The organism is Stenotrophomonas sp. GD03958 (genome assembly GCF_029839005.1).
In the GTDB taxonomy this organism is placed as follows: Bacteria; Pseudomonadota; Gammaproteobacteria; order Xanthomonadales; family Xanthomonadaceae; genus Stenotrophomonas; species Stenotrophomonas hibiscicola.
Window position 1 is genome coordinate 1 of record NZ_JAOBZT010000007.1, and the last position, 18,396, is coordinate 18,396.

13 protein-coding genes and 3 tRNA genes are annotated in these 18,396 nt (G+C 67.2%); 8 read left to right on the plus strand and 8 right to left on the minus strand.

The genetic code is table 11. The annotated features are described in order from the left end of the window. A partial coding sequence (gene rnr / locus N5C25_RS03650; protein ID WP_279936452.1) for a ribonuclease R occupies positions 1 to 2,435 on the minus strand: 2,435 nt, incomplete at its 3' end. A gap of 128 nt (positions 2,436 to 2,563) precedes the next feature. On the opposite strand from rnr, the gene N5C25_RS03655 reads away from it, so the two are divergent. Further along, positions 2,564 to 2,648: transfer RNA gene (locus tag N5C25_RS03655), tRNA-Leu, on the plus strand. A 204-nt stretch (positions 2,649 to 2,852) separates the two neighbouring features. Next, positions 2,853 to 2,937, plus strand: a tRNA-Leu gene (locus N5C25_RS03660). 56 nt (positions 2,938 to 2,993) lie between these two features. Here N5C25_RS03660 and N5C25_RS03665 read toward each other — a convergent pair. Further along, positions 2,994 to 3,740 carry a sulfite exporter TauE/SafE family protein gene (locus N5C25_RS03665; protein WP_087803314.1) on the minus strand — a complete coding sequence of 249 codons (747 nt, stop codon included), beginning with the start codon at positions 3,738 to 3,740 and terminating at the stop codon, positions 2,994 to 2,996. A gap of 99 nt (positions 3,741 to 3,839) precedes the next feature. On the opposite strand from N5C25_RS03665, the gene N5C25_RS03670 reads away from it, so the two are divergent. The 3 genes from N5C25_RS03670 to N5C25_RS03680 all read left to right on the plus strand — a co-directional run bounded on the left by N5C25_RS03670 (position 3,840) and on the right by N5C25_RS03680 (position 5,475). Further along, positions 3,840 to 4,739 (plus strand): LysR family transcriptional regulator, encoded by a 900-nt coding sequence (locus N5C25_RS03670; protein ID WP_058983455.1) that lies wholly within the window; start codon positions 3,840 to 3,842, stop codon positions 4,737 to 4,739. Between the two features lie 50 nt (positions 4,740 to 4,789). Further along, a tRNA-Leu gene (locus N5C25_RS03675) sits at positions 4,790 to 4,874 on the plus strand. A 322-nt stretch (positions 4,875 to 5,196) separates the two neighbouring features. Next, positions 5,197 to 5,475, plus strand: coding sequence for a hypothetical protein (locus N5C25_RS03680; RefSeq protein WP_019659096.1), 279 nt, complete (start codon positions 5,197 to 5,199; stop codon positions 5,473 to 5,475). Positions 5,476 to 5,586: 111 nt separating this feature from the next. Here N5C25_RS03680 and emrB read toward each other — a convergent pair whose 3' ends face one another. Genes emrB through emrR form a run of 4 tightly spaced genes read right to left on the minus strand, consistent with a single transcriptional unit; the run spans position 5,587 to position 10,307 of the window. Next, positions 5,587 to 7,173: a multidrug efflux MFS transporter permease subunit EmrB gene (emrB, locus tag N5C25_RS03685; protein ID WP_019659097.1), complete on the minus strand. Its 1,587-nt coding sequence runs from the start codon at positions 7,171 to 7,173 to the stop codon at positions 5,587 to 5,589. A gap of 7 nt (positions 7,174 to 7,180) precedes the next feature. Then, the gene (gene emrA / locus N5C25_RS03690; protein WP_021204129.1) at positions 7,181 to 8,362 is read right to left on the minus strand and encodes a multidrug efflux MFS transporter periplasmic adaptor subunit EmrA; all 1,182 of its coding nucleotides are present in this window, start codon (positions 8,360 to 8,362) and stop codon (positions 7,181 to 7,183) included. 11 nt (positions 8,363 to 8,373) lie between these two features. After that, a complete protein-coding gene (emrC, locus tag N5C25_RS03695; protein ID WP_058983454.1) occupies positions 8,374 to 9,867 on the minus strand; it encodes a multidrug efflux transporter outer membrane subunit EmrC in 1,494 nt (497 codons plus the stop codon). Continuing rightward, positions 9,864 to 10,307, minus strand: a complete 444-nt coding sequence (emrR, locus tag N5C25_RS03700; protein WP_019659100.1) for a multidrug efflux system transcriptional regulator EmrR — start codon at positions 10,305 to 10,307, stop codon at positions 9,864 to 9,866. The genes emrC and emrR overlap by 4 nt, the downstream gene beginning before the upstream one ends. Positions 10,308 to 10,479: 172 nt before the next feature. Here emrR and N5C25_RS03705 point away from each other — a divergent pair, with 172 nt between their 5' ends. Together N5C25_RS03705 and parC are read left to right on the plus strand one after the other, a co-directional pair. Then, on the plus strand, positions 10,480 to 11,361 hold the full coding sequence (locus N5C25_RS03705; protein ID WP_251102614.1) for a helix-turn-helix transcriptional regulator: 882 nt from the start codon (positions 10,480 to 10,482) through the stop codon (positions 11,359 to 11,361). Between the two features lie 59 nt (positions 11,362 to 11,420). After that, entirely contained in the window at positions 11,421 to 13,664 is a 2,244-nt protein-coding gene (parC, locus tag N5C25_RS03710; RefSeq protein WP_058983452.1) for a DNA topoisomerase IV subunit A, read from the plus strand. A gap of 315 nt (positions 13,665 to 13,979) precedes the next feature. Here the strand turns inward: parC and bfr are convergent, their stop codons facing one another. After that, positions 13,980 to 14,468, minus strand: coding sequence for a bacterioferritin (gene bfr / locus N5C25_RS03715; protein WP_005408763.1), 489 nt, complete (start codon positions 14,466 to 14,468; stop codon positions 13,980 to 13,982). A gap of 123 nt (positions 14,469 to 14,591) precedes the next feature. On the opposite strand from bfr, the gene N5C25_RS03720 reads away from it, so the two are divergent. Continuing rightward, on the plus strand, positions 14,592 to 16,922 hold the full coding sequence (locus tag N5C25_RS03720; protein ID WP_279936453.1) for a penicillin acylase family protein: 2,331 nt from the start codon (positions 14,592 to 14,594) through the stop codon (positions 16,920 to 16,922). 82 nt (positions 16,923 to 17,004) lie between these two features. Here the strand turns inward: N5C25_RS03720 and N5C25_RS03725 are convergent, their stop codons facing one another. Further along, positions 17,005 to 18,393, minus strand: coding sequence for a cation:proton antiporter (locus N5C25_RS03725; RefSeq protein WP_279936454.1), 1,389 nt, complete (start codon positions 18,391 to 18,393; stop codon positions 17,005 to 17,007). Positions 18,394 to 18,396 lie beyond the last annotated feature (3 nt).

The window sequence follows — 18,396 nt, forward strand, 5'->3', positions numbered from 1 at the left end:
GCCGGCTTGCCCCGCTCCGGCAGCGGCGGCAGGCCATCGCCCTCGTCCTCACCCTTGTGCTCGACCAGGCGGAAGTCGATCTTGCGCTCTTCCATGCTGGCCTTCAGCACCAGGATGCGCACGCGGTCGCCCAACCGGTAGCTGCCGCCGCGGCGCTCGCCGGTCAACGTCTTGCGGGTCGCGTCGAACTTGTAATAGTCCTGCGGCAGCTGGGTCACGTGGACCAGGCCCTGCACCTTCGACTCATCCAGCTCGACGAACAGGCCGAAGCTGGTCACGCCGCTGATCACGCCGTCGAACTGGCCGCCCACGTGCTTTTCCATCCACGCCGCGCGGTAACGCTCGTCGACCTCGCGCTCGGCCTCGTCGGCACGGCGCTCACGCTCGGAACACTGCAGCGCCAGCGCGGCCATCTCGCGGGCGTTGTAGGTGAACTTGTCCAGCGGCTTGCCGGACAGCGCATGCTTGATCGCGCGGTGTACCAGCAGGTCGGGATAGCGACGGATCGGCGAGGTGAAGTGCGCGTACGCCTCCAGCGCCAGGCCGAAGTGGCCGTGGTTCTCCGGGCTGTAGATGGCCAGGCTCTGGCTGCGCAGCAGCACCGATTCCAGCAGCGTGGCATCGGGGCGGTCGCGGATCTTCTTCAGCAGTTTGGTGTAATCGCCCGGGCGCACCTTCGACCACGGTGGCAGGCTCAGCTTGAACTCCTTGAGGAATTCGAGCAGGTCGGCGTACTTGGTTTCCGGCGGCTTCTCGTGGATGCGGTACGGGGCCGGCACATGGCGCGACAGCAGGTACTTCGCCGCCTCCACATTGGCCGCGATCATGCATTCCTCGATCAGCTTGTGCGCGTCGTTGCGCACCAGCATGCCGGCCTGGGTCACTTCACCGCGGTTGTCCAGCACGAAGCGCACTTCGCTGCTCTCGAACTCGATGGCGCCACGCTTGGCACGCGCCTTGGACAGGACCTTGTACAGCTGGTGCAGGCGCTGCACCTGCGGCAGCAGGTCACCCATCCAGGCCTTGGTATCGGCATCGTCCTCACCCACCGCCTTCCACACCTGGGTGTAGGTCAGGCGCGCATGCGAGTTCATCACCGCTTCGTAGAAGCGCGAATGCGTGACCAGGCCGTCGCGGTCGATCTGCATGTCGCAGACGAAGCACATGCGGTCGACCTTCGGCATCAGCGAACAGATGCCGTTGGACAGCGTCTCCGGCAGCATCGGCACCACGAAGCCCGGGAAGTACACCGAGGTGGCGCGCTTCTGCGCTTCTTCGTCCAGTGGCGTGCCGGGCCGGACGTAGTTGGAGACATCGGCAATCGCCACCACCAGCCGGAAGCCATCGACGTTCGGCTCGCAGTACACCGCGTCGTCGAAGTCCTTGGCATCTTCACCGTCGATGGTGACCAGCGGCATGCTGCGCAGATCGACGCGGTCGCCGATCATCGCCGGTTCGACCACCAGCGGCACCGACGCCGCTTCGTCCAGCACTTCCTGCGGGAATTCGAACGGCAGTTCATGGCCGTGGATGGCGGTCTCCACCACCAGCGAGGCGGTCAGCTTGTCGCCGAGCACGGCAATGATGCGGCCGATCGGCGGACGGCGGCTGTCCGGCGCCTGGGTCAGTTCGCAGACCACCAGCTGGCCGTCGCGCGCGCCACCGATCTGGTCCGGCGGCACCTGTACGTTGCGCTGCACGCGCTTGTCATCGGGCACCACGTAGTTGATGCCCATCTCGACACTGAAACGGCCGATCAGGCGGGTCATGCCGCGCTCAAGCACGCGGGCGATGCTGCCCTCGCGGCGGCCACGGTGGTCGATGCCGGTCACACGGGCCAGCACCTTGTCACCATGCATGACCTTGCGCATTTCATACGGTGGCAGGAACAGGTCGTCGCCACCCTCGACCGGGCGCAGGAAGCCAAATCCTTCCGGGTTGGCGATCACCACGCCGGTGACCAGGTTCAGGGTCTGGATCGGGGCGAAACCGCCACGGCGGTTCTGCACCAGCTGGCCATCACGGACCATGGCACCGAGCCGGCGCGACAGCGCCTCGGCCCGGTCCGGTGCGGTCAGGCCCAAGCGTGCGCCCAGTTCCTCTGCCGTCTGCGGCCCTTCGCAACGCTCCAGCAGGGCCAGGATGGCTTCGCGGCTGGCGATGGGCTGTTCGTACTTCTCCGCTTCGCGCGCGGCGTAGGGATCGTCGATCACCTTGCCGGTCGGGGGCAGCTTGCGGCCCGGGGCCGGGCCCGGTACGTCGCTGCTGCGGACCTTGCGGCCACGCGGCGGTGCGCCGCCTTCATTCAATTCGGGGAACCAGCCCGGCAACGGCTTGCCCGGCTTGGTGGCGCGGGCCGTGCCCGCCTTGGCGCCCTTCTTCGGGGCCTGGCTGCGGGAGGTGCTCCCGCCCTTGCTTGGTTTTTTGGTAGTCATCGCCCTACATGGTAGCCGTTGACGGCGTGCAGAACGGGTCAGTGGCCGTCTTGAAGGCCTTGCGTGAAAAATATTCAGGAAGTCGTTGACAGCCTGCGGATTCATCTTCACAATTGCGCCTCTGGAACGCCCAGGTGGCGGAATTGGTAGACGCACTAGTTTCAGGTACTAGCGGGTAAAACCGTGGAGGTTCGAGTCCTCTCCTGGGCACCAACGAAAAAACTCCTCGCTTCGGCGGGGATTTTTTTTGCCTGCAATCCAGCAGCGGGGTCGGATCCCTTTCCGAAGGAAAGGGCTCCGACCCAAGCGATTGAGATGGGGTCAGAGCCCGCTCCGCACGCGAAACGGGATCCGACACCGGATCCAGAAAAAGTGTTGACACCCCCGTAACAACACCCCATAATCTCGCTCCTCGACGCCCAGGTGGCGGAATTGGTAGACGCACTAGTTTCAGGTACTAGCGGGTAAAACCGTGGAGGTTCGAGTCCTCTCCTGGGCACCACGTCGAGAATGAGAAAAACCCGCGAGAGCGGGTTTTTTCATGCCCGGAATCCGGCATCAGAGCAGCGGCCGCAGCACCAGTTCCAGCCCGAGCAACAGCAGGAAACCCAGGAAGCAGCCCCGGAACACCCGCGCACTGATGCGCTGCCGGATCACCTGCCCCAGCCACATGCCCAGCAATGCCGGCAGCACCGCCAGCGCACTCAGCCCCAGCTGCTGGATGCCGAATGCGCCGTGCAGCACCAGGCCGGCGGTCAGCGAAATCGTTGACACCGTGAACGCCAGCCCCAGCGCCTGCACCAACTCCTCGCGCTGCAACCCCAGCGACTGCAGGTATGGCACCGCCGGCATCACGAACACGCCGGTGGCGCCGGTCACCACGCCCGACAACGCCCCCACCAGCGGCCCCAGCCAACGCTCGCGCCGCTGCTGCACGCGGAACACCGGCGCAAGCAACGCATAGGCGGCATAGACCACCAATGCCACGCCCAGCGCAACGCGCGACCAAGTGCGATCGACCCGCACCAGCAGCGCCGCCGAGCCCAGCGTCACCACCACCACGGCCAGCATCATCGGCCACAGGCGCCGCACGATGCGGTCCAGTGACGGCCCGGACAACAGCTGCCACGCATTGGTGACGAAAGTGGGAATGAACAGCATCGACGCCGCCGACACCGGCGACAGCGTGCTGCCCAGCAGCCCCATCGCCACCGTCGGCAACCCCATCCCAGTCACACCCTTGACCACACCGGCCAGCACGAACACCACCACCAGCAGCACGTAGAAGTACATCGATTCATTCATGCCTTCATTGGATCGGCCGGCCGCTCGGCGCACAATGCGGTGTTTCCGGCCTTGCCTTCGGCTGATCCGAAGGCGCAGCCGTTGCGATGAGGGCATCACATGCGAATGGATATCGCCGACCTGCGCCTGTTCCTGGCGATTGCCGAGGCGGGCAGCATCACGGCCGGCGCAGCGCAGGCGAACCTGGCACTGGCGTCGGCCAGCGAACGCCTGCGCACGATCGAAGCCGATGCCGGCACCGTGCTGCTGAACCGCCATCCGCGTGGCGTCAGCCTGACTGAAGCCGGCGCCGCCCTCGCCCACCATGCACGCCTGATCCTGCAGCAGCAGGCGCAGCTTCGCGGCGAACTGCAGGCATTCGCGCATGGCGCGCGCGGTACCCTGCACCTGTATGCCAATACCGCTGCGCTGACCAACTACCTGCCCTCGCGGCTGGCACCGTGGCTGGCCGAACGCCCGCGCCTGCACGTGGAACTGCTGGAGCGCACCAGCCCCGAAGTCGTGCGTGCGATCAACGCTGGCCAGGCCGAGGCCGGCATCATCAGTGATGCGGTCGACGCTGCCGGCCTGCAGCAGCACGTGGTCGCCGAAGATCCACTGGTGATGCTGCTGCCCGCAGACCATCGCCTCGCATCGCGGCGCAGCCTGGCCTTCGCCGATGTTGCCGGCGAGACCTTCGTCGCGCTGGCCGACGGCAATGCACTGCAGGCCTACATCGAAGACCAGGCGCGCGACATCGGGCGGCGCCTGGACGTGCGCATCCGCATGAAGACCTTCGAAGGGGTGTGCATCATGGTCGGCCACGACATTGGTATCGGCATCGTGCCGCGGACCATCGCCCGCCAGCACCGGCGCAGCACGCATACCGTCGCCGTACCGCTCGCCGATGCGTGGGCACAGCGTCGCCTGTGCGCCTGTTTTGCCGAGTGGGCGCAGTTGTCATCGGCAATGCGCAGCCTGCTGCTTCACCTGGGCGTGCAGCCGCAGAAAAAACTGTGAAATGTTGTTGACACATCCTCTGCCGTCCCGCACAATTCATCTCCTGAGTCGCCCAGGTGGCGGAATTGGTAGACGCACTAGTTTCAGGTACTAGCGGGTAAAACCGTGGAGGTTCGAGTCCTCTCCTGGGCACCACGACTCAAGATGATCAAACCCGCGAAAGCGGGTTTTTTCGTTTCCGGGGCCTGGCGAGCGTGGCATCGCAACCGCCACTCGGACTGTCGTATCTCGCACCACCCGGGCGTCGCCTGCGGGTGTATACCTCCTCCCGGCGCGCCGTCACCAGACCTTGAACGCCCCCCTTTTGGGGCGCATTTCACGTTCCCCGTTCAATTCGTACTTTTCCTAGTCGAGATCCACCCGATTCCTTTTCGGTGGGAGGCAGATTTACCGCAGCCGGTTGCAGGTCTATCGACACGACCGGACCAGCGCCCCCCTTTCCCCAAAGGACGCCCCAATGCAGCGCAGCATCATCTGCCCTCACTGCCACACCGGCTCGAACCACGGCGTACGCGTATGCGTGGGATGCCAGGCCGAGGTCCACTACGGCGCATCGAAGGAGGCCGTAATGTTCGTCTTTGTCGCCGCCATCATCTGCGGCGCACTGGTCGGCAGCCGATTGCAGGCCACTGCCGGCTGGATCACGTGCGGCGCCGTACTTGTGGCGGGAATGTGGGCCATTTCCCGATTGTTCCGTGATCGGGTGGTGTTCAAGCGCGTCTATCGCACGCGCTGAACCTGCGCCGCTGCACTCCCCCAACGGCAGGGCCCGTGCGACCCACGTTGCACAAACAAAAACCCCGCCTTGCGGCGGGGTCAAAATACAGCACATGTTTCCAGGGAGTTTTCAGTGCCCGCCACCGGCGGCCGCACCCGCACCTGCGCCGAATGGCGGCTTGGCCAGCCACAGGAACGTAATGATCGCCAGGAAGATCCAGCCCAGCAGGAAGAAGATGTCGTTGAAGCCCATCTGCGATGCCTGGTGGTTGATCATGTTGTTCAGTACCGCTGCGCCGTGCTGCAGGTCGCCCTGCCCCATCGCCGTGACCTGGTCCTGCATGCCCGGCTGATAGGCCGAGATATGCTCGGTCAGGTCGGCATGGTGCACCTGGGTGCGCCGCGCCCACAGCCACGTCGTCAGCGACGCCGCGAAGCTGCCGCCCAGCGTACGCAGGAACGTGGCCAGGCCGGAGCCCGCCGCGATCTCGCGCCCATCCAGGTCCGACAGCAGGATCTGCAGCACCGGCATGAAGAACAGTGCCACGCCGATGCCCATGATCAGCTGTACGCCGGCCACGTGCATGTAGTCCACCTGCAGGTTGAAGTTCGAGCGCAGGAAACTGGTCATCGACAGCACGATGAAGGCGATCGTGGCCAGCATGCGCATGTCGAAGCGCGATGCATACTTGCCCACGAACGGGGTCATGATCACCGGCAGGATGCCGATTGGCGCCGTTGCCAGGCCCGCCCAGATCGCGGTGTAGCCCATGTCACGCTGCAGCCACTGCGGGATCAGCAGCGCCACGCTGAAGAACGCCGCGTAGGCCACCACCATCGCCAGCGTGCCGGCGCGGAAGTTGCGGTGCCGGAACAGCTTCAGGTCGACAATCGGATCCTTGTCGGTCAGTTCCCAGATCAGGAACACCGTCAGCGTCACCACGGCCACGCAGGCCAGCACCACGATCTTCATCGACGCAAACCAGTCCTCGTCGTTGCCCAGGTCGAGCACCAACTGCAGCGCACCGACGCCGATCACGAGGGTGATCAGGCCGACGTAGTCCATCTTCGGCTTCTCGATCTGCTCCGGCCGCCCCTTCAGCTGGTTGCCGACCACCAAGGCAGCGAAGATGCCCAGCGGCACGTTGATCAGGAAGATCCATTCCCAGCTGTAGTTGTCGGTGATCCAGCCACCGAGGATCGGCCCGCATATCGGCGCGACCACCGTGATCATCGCCAGCAGCGCCAATGCCTGCCCGCGTTTCTCGCGCGGGTAGATCGAAACCAGCAGCGACTGCGTGATCGGGTACATCGGGCCGGCCACGAAGCCCTGCAGCGCACGCGACACCACCAGCATGCCCATGCTCTGCGCCAGGCCGCACAGCAGCGAGGTGATGACGAAGGCCAGCGTGGCCCAGACGAACAGCTTGCGTTCGCCGAAGCGGCGGCTGAGCCAGCCGGTCAGCGGCAGCGCGATGGCCGTGCTGACCGCGAACGAGGTGATGACCCAGGTCGCCTGCTGCGAACTGGCACCGAGGTTACCGGCGATGGTCGGCAGCGAGACGTTGGCGATGGTGGTGTCGAGCACCTGCATGAACGACGCCATCGCCAGGCCCACCGTGCACAGGGCGACGCTGGGCGGCAGGAACCCGGAGGCCGCACCCGGCGCCGCCGGTGCGCCCGGAGCGCCGGGCGCGGCTGGAGCTTGTGCGGACATGGCGACCTCAGCCCACCTTCGCCTGTTGCTGCGGCAGGTTGCCCTGGATGATCGTGTGGATCACCTCATCGGCATCATGCAGCTGCTTGGCATACACGTCGGTGTCGAACACCGTGCCCTTGGCCGGGGTACTCGGCAGCACTTCGCCCTTCTGGTCGCGCAGGCTCACTTCGGCCTTCATCGACAGGCCGATGCGCAGCGGGTGTTCGGCCAGCTGCTTGGCATCGATGGCGATGCGCACCGGCACGCGCTGCACGATCTTGATCCAGTTGCCACTGGCGTTCTGCGCCGGCAGCAGCGAGAACGCCGAGCCGGTGCCCAGGCCAAGGCTCTGGATGCGGCCCTTGTACTTCACGTCGCCGGCGTACAGGTCCGACTTCAGCTCCACTTCCTGGCCCAGGCGCATGTGGCGCAGCTGGGTTTCCTTGAAGTTGGCCTCGACCCACATCTGTTCGGTCGGCACCACGGCCATCAGGGCATTGCCCGGCTGCACGCGCTGGCCGACCTGCACCGAACGACGGGCGACGTAGCCGGAGACCGGCGCGACAATGCCGGCGCGGGCGTTGTTGAGGAAGGCCTGGCGCAGCTGTGCGGCGGCGGCCTGCACGTCCGGCTGGGTGGCGATCACGGTGTCGTCGACCAGCGCGCGGTTGCGCTCGACGGTCTCGCGCGAACCGGCCACGGCCGCTTCGGCCGCGGCCAGCTCGTCGCGGGCGTGGGCCAGTTCTTCGTTGGAGATGGCGCCGGTGGCGGCCAGGTCCTTGCGGCGGGCATAGTCTTCGCGCACGCGCTTCAGGGTCACCTGGCGGGCGTTCAGGTCCGCCTGCGCGCCTTCCACGCTGCGGTACAGGCCGCGGGTCTGGCGCACGGTCTTGGCCAGGTTGGCTTCGGCCTGCTGCAGCGCCACTGCGGTGTCGGACGGGTCCAGCTGCACCAGCAGCTGGCCGCGCTCCACGCGCATGCCGTCATCGGCATTGATGGCGACCACGGTGCCGGCCACCAGCGGGGTGATCTGCACCTGGTTGCCCTGCACGTAGGCATCGTCGGTCTCTTCGAACCAACGGCCGAACATGAAGTACCACAGCGCCAAAGCGGCAAGCAGCAGCACGACGATCACGAACAGGCCGCGCAGCAGGTTGCCGCGGCGGTTGGGGGCGGCCGGGGCCGCGGTGTCTTGGGTCTGGCTCATGTCGGAGATCTTCAGGAATGCGAGGAATCGGAATGGGAGGCGATCGGTGCGCGGTCGGCGTCAGTGGGCTGGAAACCACCGCCCAGCGCCTTGCTCAGGCGCACCGAGGACTGCACCTGCTGCGACTGCAGGCCGGCCAGCTGCTGCTGCGACTGCAGCAGGGTGGACTGCGCGGTCAGCACGTCCAGGTAGCTGCCGATGCCGGCGCGGTAGCGCTGCTGGGCCAGGTCGAAGGCAGCGCGTGCGGTGTCCACCGCCTGCTGCTGCGACTGCGCCTGCTGTGCCAGCGAGCGCACCGCGTTGACCTGGTCGGCCACATCACGCAGCGCATCGAGCACGGTCTGGTTGTAGTTGGCCACCGCCAGGTCGTACTGCGCATCGGTATTGGCCAGGTTGGCGCGCAGCTTGCCGCCTTCGAAGATCGGCAGGCTCAGCGCAGGGCCGATGTAGGCGAAGGTGGAACTGCTCTTCAGCAGGTCGCCCACATTCGGGGCGACCACGCCGGCCAGCGCGGTCAGGTTGAAGCTCGGGTAGAACTTGGTCTTGGCAACCTTGATCTGCTTGTCGGCTGCTTCAACGCGCCAGCGTGCGGCCACGATGTCGGGGCGGCGGCCAAGCAGTTCGCTGGGCAGCACGCCCGGCAGCTGCAGTGCCACCGGATTCAGCGGCCGCGGGCGCTGGATCGACAGGCCACGGTCCGGGCCCTTGCCGACCAGCGCGGCCAGTGCGGTGCGGGCGGCGTCGATACGCTGCTGGGCGGCCTGCACCTGCTGCTGCGCGGCCGGCACGCGGGCCTCGGCCTGGCGCACCTGCAGATCACTGTCGATGCCGGCGCGGCGGCGCTGGCGGGTCAGCTCAAGTGACTTCTGCGAACGGCTCAGCTCTTCCTCGGCCACGTCGTTGAGCTGCCACGCGTAGGCCAGGTCGGCATAGGCCTGGGTGATGCCAGTGGACAGGTTCAGGCGGGCGGCCTGCGCTTCAACGGTGGCGGCGTGCGCACCGTCCACGGCGGCTTCCCAGGCGGCGCGCTTGCCGCCCCACAGGTCCACGCCGTAGCTGAAGTCGAAGGCGACCTGGCTGCTGCCGGCGTAATGGCCACCGATCTCGCTGCCTGCCATCGACTCAGGCAGGCGCAGGCCGGTGTAGCCACCGGACACCGACAGGCTCGGCAGTTCGTCGGCACGCGCGGTGCCGACCTGGGCCTGGGCCTGGCGCAGGCGCGCGTCGGCGGCGTCCAGGCTCGGGTGGCCGGCCAGGCCCTCGGCGACCAGCGCGTCCAGCTGCGCATCGCCCAGCGCCTTCCACCAGTCCTGCGCCGGGAAGCCGGTGGCGCTCAGGTCGGTGTCGGCCAGGGTGCGTTCGCTGTGCAGGCTGTCCACATCCAGCACGTGGCCCTGCGGATTGAGGCCACGACTGCTGGCACAGGCGGCCAGGGCCAGGGCCAGCGCTGACACCAGCAGCGTGCGCCCGGACCGGCGGAAAGTGAAATGCGGGATCGGGTTCATGGGGTCGTCAAGGAATCGCGGATTCGGGTAAGGAGGGACAGCAGCAGCGTGCGCTCGTCGGTTGAGAGATCACGCAGGGCGTAATCCATCACCGCGTCGCCGCGCAGCTTCAGCCGCGCCCACAACGCGCGGCCTTCATCGGTCAGCACGATCTGCAGCGCACGACGGTCCTGGGCATGCGGTTGGCGACGGACGCAGCCCAGTGCCTCCAGCTTGTCCAGAAGCCGGGTCACGGCGCTGGGCACCTGGTCGATGGCCTGGGCCAGTTCGTTGGCGGTGCACGGCGCCATGTTGGAAAGCACCTTCAACCCGATGTAGTGGGTGAAGCCGATGCCCAGGTCTTCTTCCGCCATGGACGCGTCGAGTTGGCGGACCAGGCCGTCGCGCACCTGGCGCAGCAGCAGGCCGAAGCTGGGGGGAGTGGTTGCAGGACAGATCATGGGGGAGCATTCTCTTCCAAAAAAAATATTTCTCAATGGAAATATTCGATCTGGCATCGAATGCTGTGTTGCAGCAATGGGCTGGATCGGTGAAGGCGCCTACCTTAATGACCTGGTCAGCTGGCCCGGTAGTACAATTCAGCCAATGGATGACACATTTCAGCCAGCGGATATGATTAACAAGGCAGAAATTCCCCCTCCCAAGCGCCTGCTGCGCGACGACGCGCTGGACTGGTTCGAGCGCAACGACGGCCCATCGGTGGTCGCCTACCGCTTCGACAGCCCGCAGGGACTGGTCCGTGAGGTGGACTGGCACCATCACCAGCGCGCGCAACTGATCTACGTGGAGCGTGGCCTGCTGACCACCCGCACCTCGCACGGCACCTGGTCGCTGGCGCCGGGTTCGGCCGGCTGGATGCCGCCGCTGGAGCCGCACACGGTCACCCTCGACGGGCCGCTGCGTGGCTGGGGCATGGCGCTGGCCGCACCCGCCTGTGCCACCCTGCCCGCGGACCCCTGCGTGCTGGGCCTGTCCAAGCTGGCGCAGGCGCTGGCCGAGCGCATCTGCGAATGGCCGCTGGGCTATGACACCACGCCCGAGCGCCAGCACATCATCGAGGTGCTGCTGGACGAGATCCGCACCGCGCCGCGTCAGCGCATGCATCTGCCGATGCCCCACGACCGGCGCCTGCTGAAGATCGCCTCGCAGCTGCTGGCCGACCCGTCCGACGAGCGCAGCCTGGCCGAATGGGCCCACTGGGCCGGCCTGTCGCCGCGCAGCCTGACCCGTCACTTCCGCGACGAAACCACGCTCAGCTTCGCCCAGTGGCGGCAACAGGCCCGCCTGTCCGAGGCGTTGCGCCAGCTGACCGAGGGCCGCAGCGTGGCCGACATCGCCCACGCACTGGGCTTCAGCAGCGCCAGCGCGTTCGTCACCGTGTTCCGCCGTCACTTCGGGTTGCCGCCTGGGCGCTACCTGGCGCGGGCCGGGCATGGCCTGGAAACCGGGCTGGACCCTGCACGCGGCTTGGCATCCCCCGCCGCATCCGGATAATCACAGGATTGCGAGCGGCGACCGCCGTCGCCGCCTCCCGACATAGGTAACAACGCCGCATGACCGAACTTGCCCGTCCCGTGTTCCACGGATTCGAACAACTGCCGCTGCGCGAGTACGCCGAACGCGCCTACCTCGACTACTCGATGTACGTGGTCCTGGACCGCGCCCTGCCGTTCATCGGCGACGGCCTGAAGCCGGTGCAGCGCCGCATCATCTATTCGATGAGCGAGCTGGGCCTGAATGCCGCGTCCAAGCCGAAGAAGTCCGCGCGCACCGTCGGCGACGTCATCGGTAAGTACCACCCGCACGGCGACAGCGCGTGCTACGAGGCGCTGGTGCTGATGGCACAGCCGTTCTCGTACCGCTACCCGCTGATCGAGGGCCAGGGCAACTTCGGCTCCAGCGACGACCCCAAGTCGTTCGCGGCGATGCGTTACACCGAATCCAAGCTGACCCCGATCGCCGAAGTGCTGCTGGGCGAACTGGGCCAGGGCACCACCGACTGGGCACCGAACTTCGACGGCACCCTGCAGGAACCGACCTGGATGCCGGCGCGGCTTCCGCACCTGCTGCTCAACGGCACCACCGGCATCGCCGTGGGCATGGCCACCGACGTGCCGCCGCACAATCTCAACGAGATCGTCAGTGCGCTGCTGCACCTGCTGGACAACCCCGACGCCACCGTGCGCGACCTGTGCGAACACGTGCGGGGCCCGGACTACCCGTCCAGCGCCGAGATCATCACCGCGGCCAATGACCTGCGCAACATCTACGAGACCGGCAACGGCAGCGTGCGTGCACGCGCGACCTTCACCAAGGAAGCCAGCAACATCGTGATCACGGCGCTGCCGTTCCAGGTGTCGCCGTCGAAGGTGATCGAGCAGATCGCCGCGCAGATGCGCGCCAAGAAGCTGCCGTGGCTGGAGGACATCCGTGATGAGTCCGACCACGCCAATCCGGTGCGCGTGGTGCTGGTGCCGCGTTCCAACCGCGTCGACGCCGACCAGCTGATGGGCCACCTGTTCGCCACCACGGACCTGGAGCGCAGCTACCGCGTCAACCTCAACGTGATCGGGCTGGACGGCCGTCCGCAGGTGAAGAACCTGAAGATGCTGCTCAGCGAATGGCTGACCTTCCGCAGCAACACCGTCACCCGCCGCCTGCAGCACCGCCTGCAGAAGGTCGAGCGTCGCCTGCACCTGCTGGAAGGCCTGCTGGTCGCCTTCCTCAACCTGGACGAGGTGATCCACATCATCCGTACCGAAGACGAGCCGAAGGCCGCGCTGATCGCGCGCTTCGGCCTGTCCGAGGAACAGGCCGAGTACATCCTGGAAACCAAGCTGAAGCAGCTGGCCCGCCTGGAGGAAATGAAGATCCGCGGCGAGCAGGATGAACTGGCCAAGGAGCGCGAGAAGATCCTCGGCATCCTGGACAGCAAGGCCAAGCTGAAGAAACTGATCCGCGATGAACTGACCGCCGACGCCAGGAAGTTCGGCGACGCGCGCCGTTCGCCGCTGGTGCAGCGCCAGGCGGCGCAGGCCATCGACGAGACCGAGCTGGTGCCGAGCGAACCGATGACCGTGGTGCTGTCGGAGAAGGGCTGGATCCGCGCCGCCAAGGGCCACGACGTCGATGCATCCGCACTGTCGTACCGTGAAGGCGACGGGCTGCAGGGCGCGGTGCGCGCACGCAGCACCCAGCAGGTCGCGTTCCTCGACAGCGAAGGCCGCGCCTACTCGACGCCGGTGCACACCCTGCCCTCCGCGCGTGGCAATGGCGAACCGCTGACCGGCCGCTTCTCGCCGGCACCGGGCACCAGCTTCGTGACCCTGGCCAGCGCCGAGCCGGACACCCGCTTCGTGCTGGCCTCCAGCCATGGTTACGGCTTCGTCACCCGCTTCGAGAACCTGATCGGCCGCAACAAGGCCGGCAAGGCGATGCTGAACCTGTCGGCGGGCTCGTCGGTGCTGACCCCGTCGGTGGTCGCCAACGTCGCCACCGACCGCATCGTGGCGGTGACCAGTTCGGGCAACCTGCTGGCGATCGCCGCCAACGACCTGCCGGAACTGGACAAGGGCAAGGGCAACAAGATCATCGAGATCCCGAAGGCCAAGCTCGCCACCGAACGCGTGGTCGCCATCGTGGCGATCAGCCCGGGGCAGACCCTGCAGGTGCGCAGCGGCCAGCGCACCATGGGCCTGAAGTTCAACGAGCTCGACGCCTATCTCGGCGCCCGCGCCACCCGTGGCCACCTGCTGCCGCGCGGCTGGCAGAAGGTGGAAGGGCTGTCGGTGGAGTGAGGCACCGCTCCTGGTAGGTGTCAACCTTGGTTGACACGCCTTGCCGGAGATCAGACACGAAAAAGCCGGGGCATTCCCCGGCTTTTTCGTTGTCGGCTGGCGGGCGGTGGAGCGGCTGGCGGGCGAAGGCGGGCTCGCGGTGCTCCGGTGCTGGCGGGCGACAGAACGCCGTGCTTCTGGTAGAGCCGACCGCTGGTCGGCTGCCTTTGGCTCCTGGTAGAGCCGACTGTTAGTCGGCTGCTCCAACGAAAACCAGCCGACCAGCGGTCGGCTCTACCGGGTGGTCGCCGGGAATTACCCAGCGCCACCTGTGGCTCAGTGCGCTGGGGCGCCGTTGCCGTCGATCTTGCTCAGCTGGTACAGCTCCAGGCCGATGCGCTTGATCAGGCCCAGCTGCTGTTCCAGCCACCAGGCATGGTCTTCCTCGGTGTCCTTCAGCTGCGCCAGCAGGATGTCGCGGCTCACGTAATCGCCCTTCTCCTCGCACAGCTTCATGCCGGCGGCGAGATTGTTCCGAACGGCGTATTCAGTATCGAGATCCTTCTGCAGCATCTCCTCCACGGTCTTGCCGGGCTCGGTGGCATGCGGGCGCATGTCCGGGTCGCCGCCCAGGAACAGGATCCGGCGCAGCAGCGCATCGGCATGCTGGGTTTCCTCTTCCATCTCGTGGTTCAGGCGTTCGTACAGCGCGAACAGGCCCTGGTCCTCGTAGCGGCGGGAATGGATGAAGTACTGGTCGCGGGCAGCGAGCTCGCCGCGCAGCAGTTCCTTCAGGCAGGCGATGACGTCCGGGTTGCCTTTCATGGGGGGCTCCTGTGAATCGATGCGGCATAGGGTGCCGCATTTCAAAGTACGGTGATCTAATCGGAATCAGTCGCAGTTGCGCCTGCGGCTACAATCGGCCCACGAGTTCGGAAAGGACGTGCGATGCGACGTACATGGCGTTGGGTGCTGGGCGTAGTGATCGCCATCGTGCTGATCGCCGCACTGGTCCTGTGGCTCCTGCTGCGGGGCAGCCTGGCCGACCTGGACGGCGAGCATGCCTTGCCGGGGCTGGCCGCGCCGGTCACCCTCGAGCGCGATGCGCTGGGGGTGGTCACCATCACCGCCGGCAGCCAGGCCGATGCGATGCGCGCACTCGGCCGCGTGCACGCGCAGGAACGTTATTTCGAAATGGACCTGATGCGCCGCAGTGCCGCCGGTGAGCTGTCGGCGCTGTTCGGGCCGAAGGCCATCGACGCCGACAAGCGCATGCGCGTGCATCGGCTGCGCGCGCGCACCGAGGCGAACATGCAGGCTGCGCTGGGCGACAACATCGAAGCGGTGAGCGCCTATGTCGGTGGGGTCAATCAGGGCCTGGCCGATCTCTCCGTGCGCCCGTGGGCCTACCTGCTGCTGCGGCAATCGCCACAACCCTGGCAGGCCAGCGACAGCGTGCTGGCCGGGCTGGCCATGTATGCCGACCTGCAGGACCCGGGCAATCAGACCGAGCTTGCGCTGAGCCGCATCCGCGCCGTGGTGCCGCCAGCGCTCTACACGCTGATTGCCCACGACGGTACCGAATGGGATGCACCGCTGTTCGGCGAACCGAGCGGCAATGCTGCCCTGCCCGACGCCAGCCAGCTCGACCTGCGCACATTGAAGGGAAAGTCGGGCACCGAGCAGGAAGAAGCCGACGTCGTCGGCAGCAACAACTTCGCGGTGGCCGGGGCGCTTACCGCCGACGGCCGCGCGATCGTCGCCGACGACATGCACCTGGGCCTGCGTGCCCCCGGCCTGTGGTTCCGCGTGCGCCTGCGCTACCCCGATCCACAGGCTGCCGGCGGCCAGGTCGATGTCACCGGCTTCTCGCTGCCCGGCCTGCCGGCGGTGATCGTCGGCAGCAACGGGCACGTGGCCTGGGGCTTCACCAACAGCTACATCGACACCGCCGATTACCGCTCGGAACCGGCCAATGCCGAGGTGACCGTGCATGAAGAGCGGATTGCGGTGGCCGGCCAGGCCGACGTGCTGTTCCCGGTACGCGAAACCGCCTGGGGCCCGATCATGCACGCCCATGCCGATGGCAGCGGTGACGCGCTGCGTTGGGTCGCCCACCTGCCCGGCGCGGTGCGGCTGGACTTCGGTGACCTGGCCCGCGTCGGTGACCTGGACAGTGCCCTGCAGTTCGCCGACCACGCCGGCATTCCCGCACAGAACCTGGTGGTCGGCGACCGCAGCGGACGCATCGCCTGGCGCCTGATCGGTGCCCGCCCCGACCGCGGTCCGGGCTGTGCACCGGCTGGCTTCACCGTCGCCAACAACCAGGACTGCGCCCCCTGGCCGATCCGCAGCGACGCCTCGCCGGCATTGATCGACCCACCGAACCATCGCCTGTGGACCGCCAACGGCCGCGTCCTCGACGGCGAGGCATTGGCCAATGTCGGCAACGGTGGATATGACCTGGGCGCCCGCGCGCGGCAGATCCGCGACCTGCTCGCCATCCAGGACCGCTTCGACGAGCACGACCTGCTGGCGATCCAGCTCGACGACCGCGCCGTGTTCCTGCAGCGCTGGTGGGCCCTGCTGCACGACGTCATCGAACGCAGTGACGACCCTGCCCTGAAGCGTTTGAAGGAGGCCAGTCATCAATGGGGCGGCCGTGCCTCGGCCAGCTCGGTCAGCTACCGGGTGGTGCGCGAGTTCCGTACGCAGGTGATGACAACACTGTCCAATGCACTGCTGGCACCGGCCAATGCGCAGCTGGGCGATGACTATCTGGAGCCGCGCCTGGCGCAGCTGGAAGGCGTGGCCTGGCCGATGCTGCAGCAGCGTCCGGCCAATCTGCTGCCACCGGCCTTCGACAGCTGGGATGCGCTGCTGATCGACGCCGCACGCCGCACCGAGAGCGAGCTGGCCAGGCAGGGCCCACTGGCCAAGCGCAGCTGGGGCGAACGCAATACGGCGGCGATCTGCCACCCCATCGCACGGGCGCTGCCGGACATCGCCAAACACTGGCTGTGCATGCCGGCCGACCGCCTGCCCGGCGACCGCGACATGCCGCGCGTGCAGACTCCGGGCTTCGGTGCTTCCGAGCGCATGGTGGTTTCGCCCGGGCACGAGGCCGACGGCATCGTGCACATGCCCGGCGGCCAGAGCGGGCACCCGCTGTCGCCGTACTGGGGCGCCGGCCACGAAGACTGGGTGCATGGGCGGCCGACGCCGTTCCTGCCGGGCAAGCCGCAGCACACGATGACGCTGGTGCCGGCATCGCGGTAGTGCCGGCCGCTGGCCGGCATCCATGTAGGTGTGTCCAGCATCATGAGGTTGCCGGCCAGCGACCGGCACTACCGTTCGACGCTCAGCCCCTGCGCCGCTCGATCAGGTTCAGCAGTGGCCCGGTCATCGCCGTTGTCACCAGCGCCATGATCACCAGCACCGCGAACAGGCGGTCACCGAGCAGGCCAAGTTCGTAACCCAGGTTGAGCACGATCAGCTCCATCAGGCCACGGGTGTTCATCAGTGCACCCAGCCGCCACGCCTCGCGCGTGGGCATGCCGGCACTGCGCGCGGCACTGAAGGTGCCCAGCAGCTTGCCGGTCGTGGCAACCGCGATCACCACTACGCACAGCACGATGTCGCTGGCCTGCAGCGCATCGGCGCGCATGCGCAGCCCGGTCATGGCGAAGAACAACGGCAGCAGCAGCGTCACCGCGAACGGTTCGACGCGGGCCATCAACAGGTCACGCAGCTGCGCGTTGGACGACACCGCCACGCCTGCGGCAAACGCACCGAACAGCGCGTGGATGCCGAGCATCTCGGTGACCAGCGCACTGCCCAGCGACAGCAGCAGGATGCCGAGCAGCCAGCGTCCCTCACGCCCCGGCGCGACCTGCTGGCGGGCGAACCACGGCTTCACCAGCCCCAGCATCAGTGCCACGAACGCGACCACGCACAGCAGGTTGAGACTGGCCGGCAACCAGCCGCCGGCCTGGGCAGCGGCCACGATCAATGCCAGCAGGCACCACGCGGTGGCATCGCCCAATGCTGCGCACGCGATGGCGGTCTGACCCAGCGGCGTCTGCGTGATGCCGCGATCGGCAAGGATGCGCAGCAACACGGGGAAGGCGGTGATGCTCATCGAAATGCCGGCGAAAAGCGCGAATGCGGTGAAGCCCACGCCCTGCGGGCCGTGCTGCGGGTACAGCCAGATCGCCAACGCGACGCCGAGCACGAACGGCACCGCGATGCCGGCATGGCTGACCGTGAAGGCGAAACGCCGGCGGCCGCGCAGTGCCGCCAGGTCCAGTTCGGCACCGGCCACCAGCAGAAACATCAGCACGCCCAGCTGGCTGAGCATGCCCAGAGGGCCCAGCGAACTGGCCGGGAACAGCGCACCCTGCAGCTGCGGCAGCAGGCTGCCGAGCACCAGCGGCCCCATCATCAGGCCGGCCGCCATCTCGCCGATCACCGCCGGCTGCCCCAGACGCTTGAGCAGCGCCCCCGCGCCCTTGGCCACCAGCAGCAGCACCAGCAGCTGCAGCAGGAACAGGCCCAGCGGTGACGCCAGGTGCTGCGCCCAGCTGCCTTCGGTGGCGGCCGTGGCACGCGCAACCGCTTCGGGCGCAGCCGGCCCGGCATAGCGGGCCAGCAGCACGCCGGCCAGCAGTGGTACCACGGCCCAGCCCAGGTAGCGCCATCCCCACTTCATCTGCGGCGCCTGGCCCCCGTTCTGTACGTCCATGAACATTCC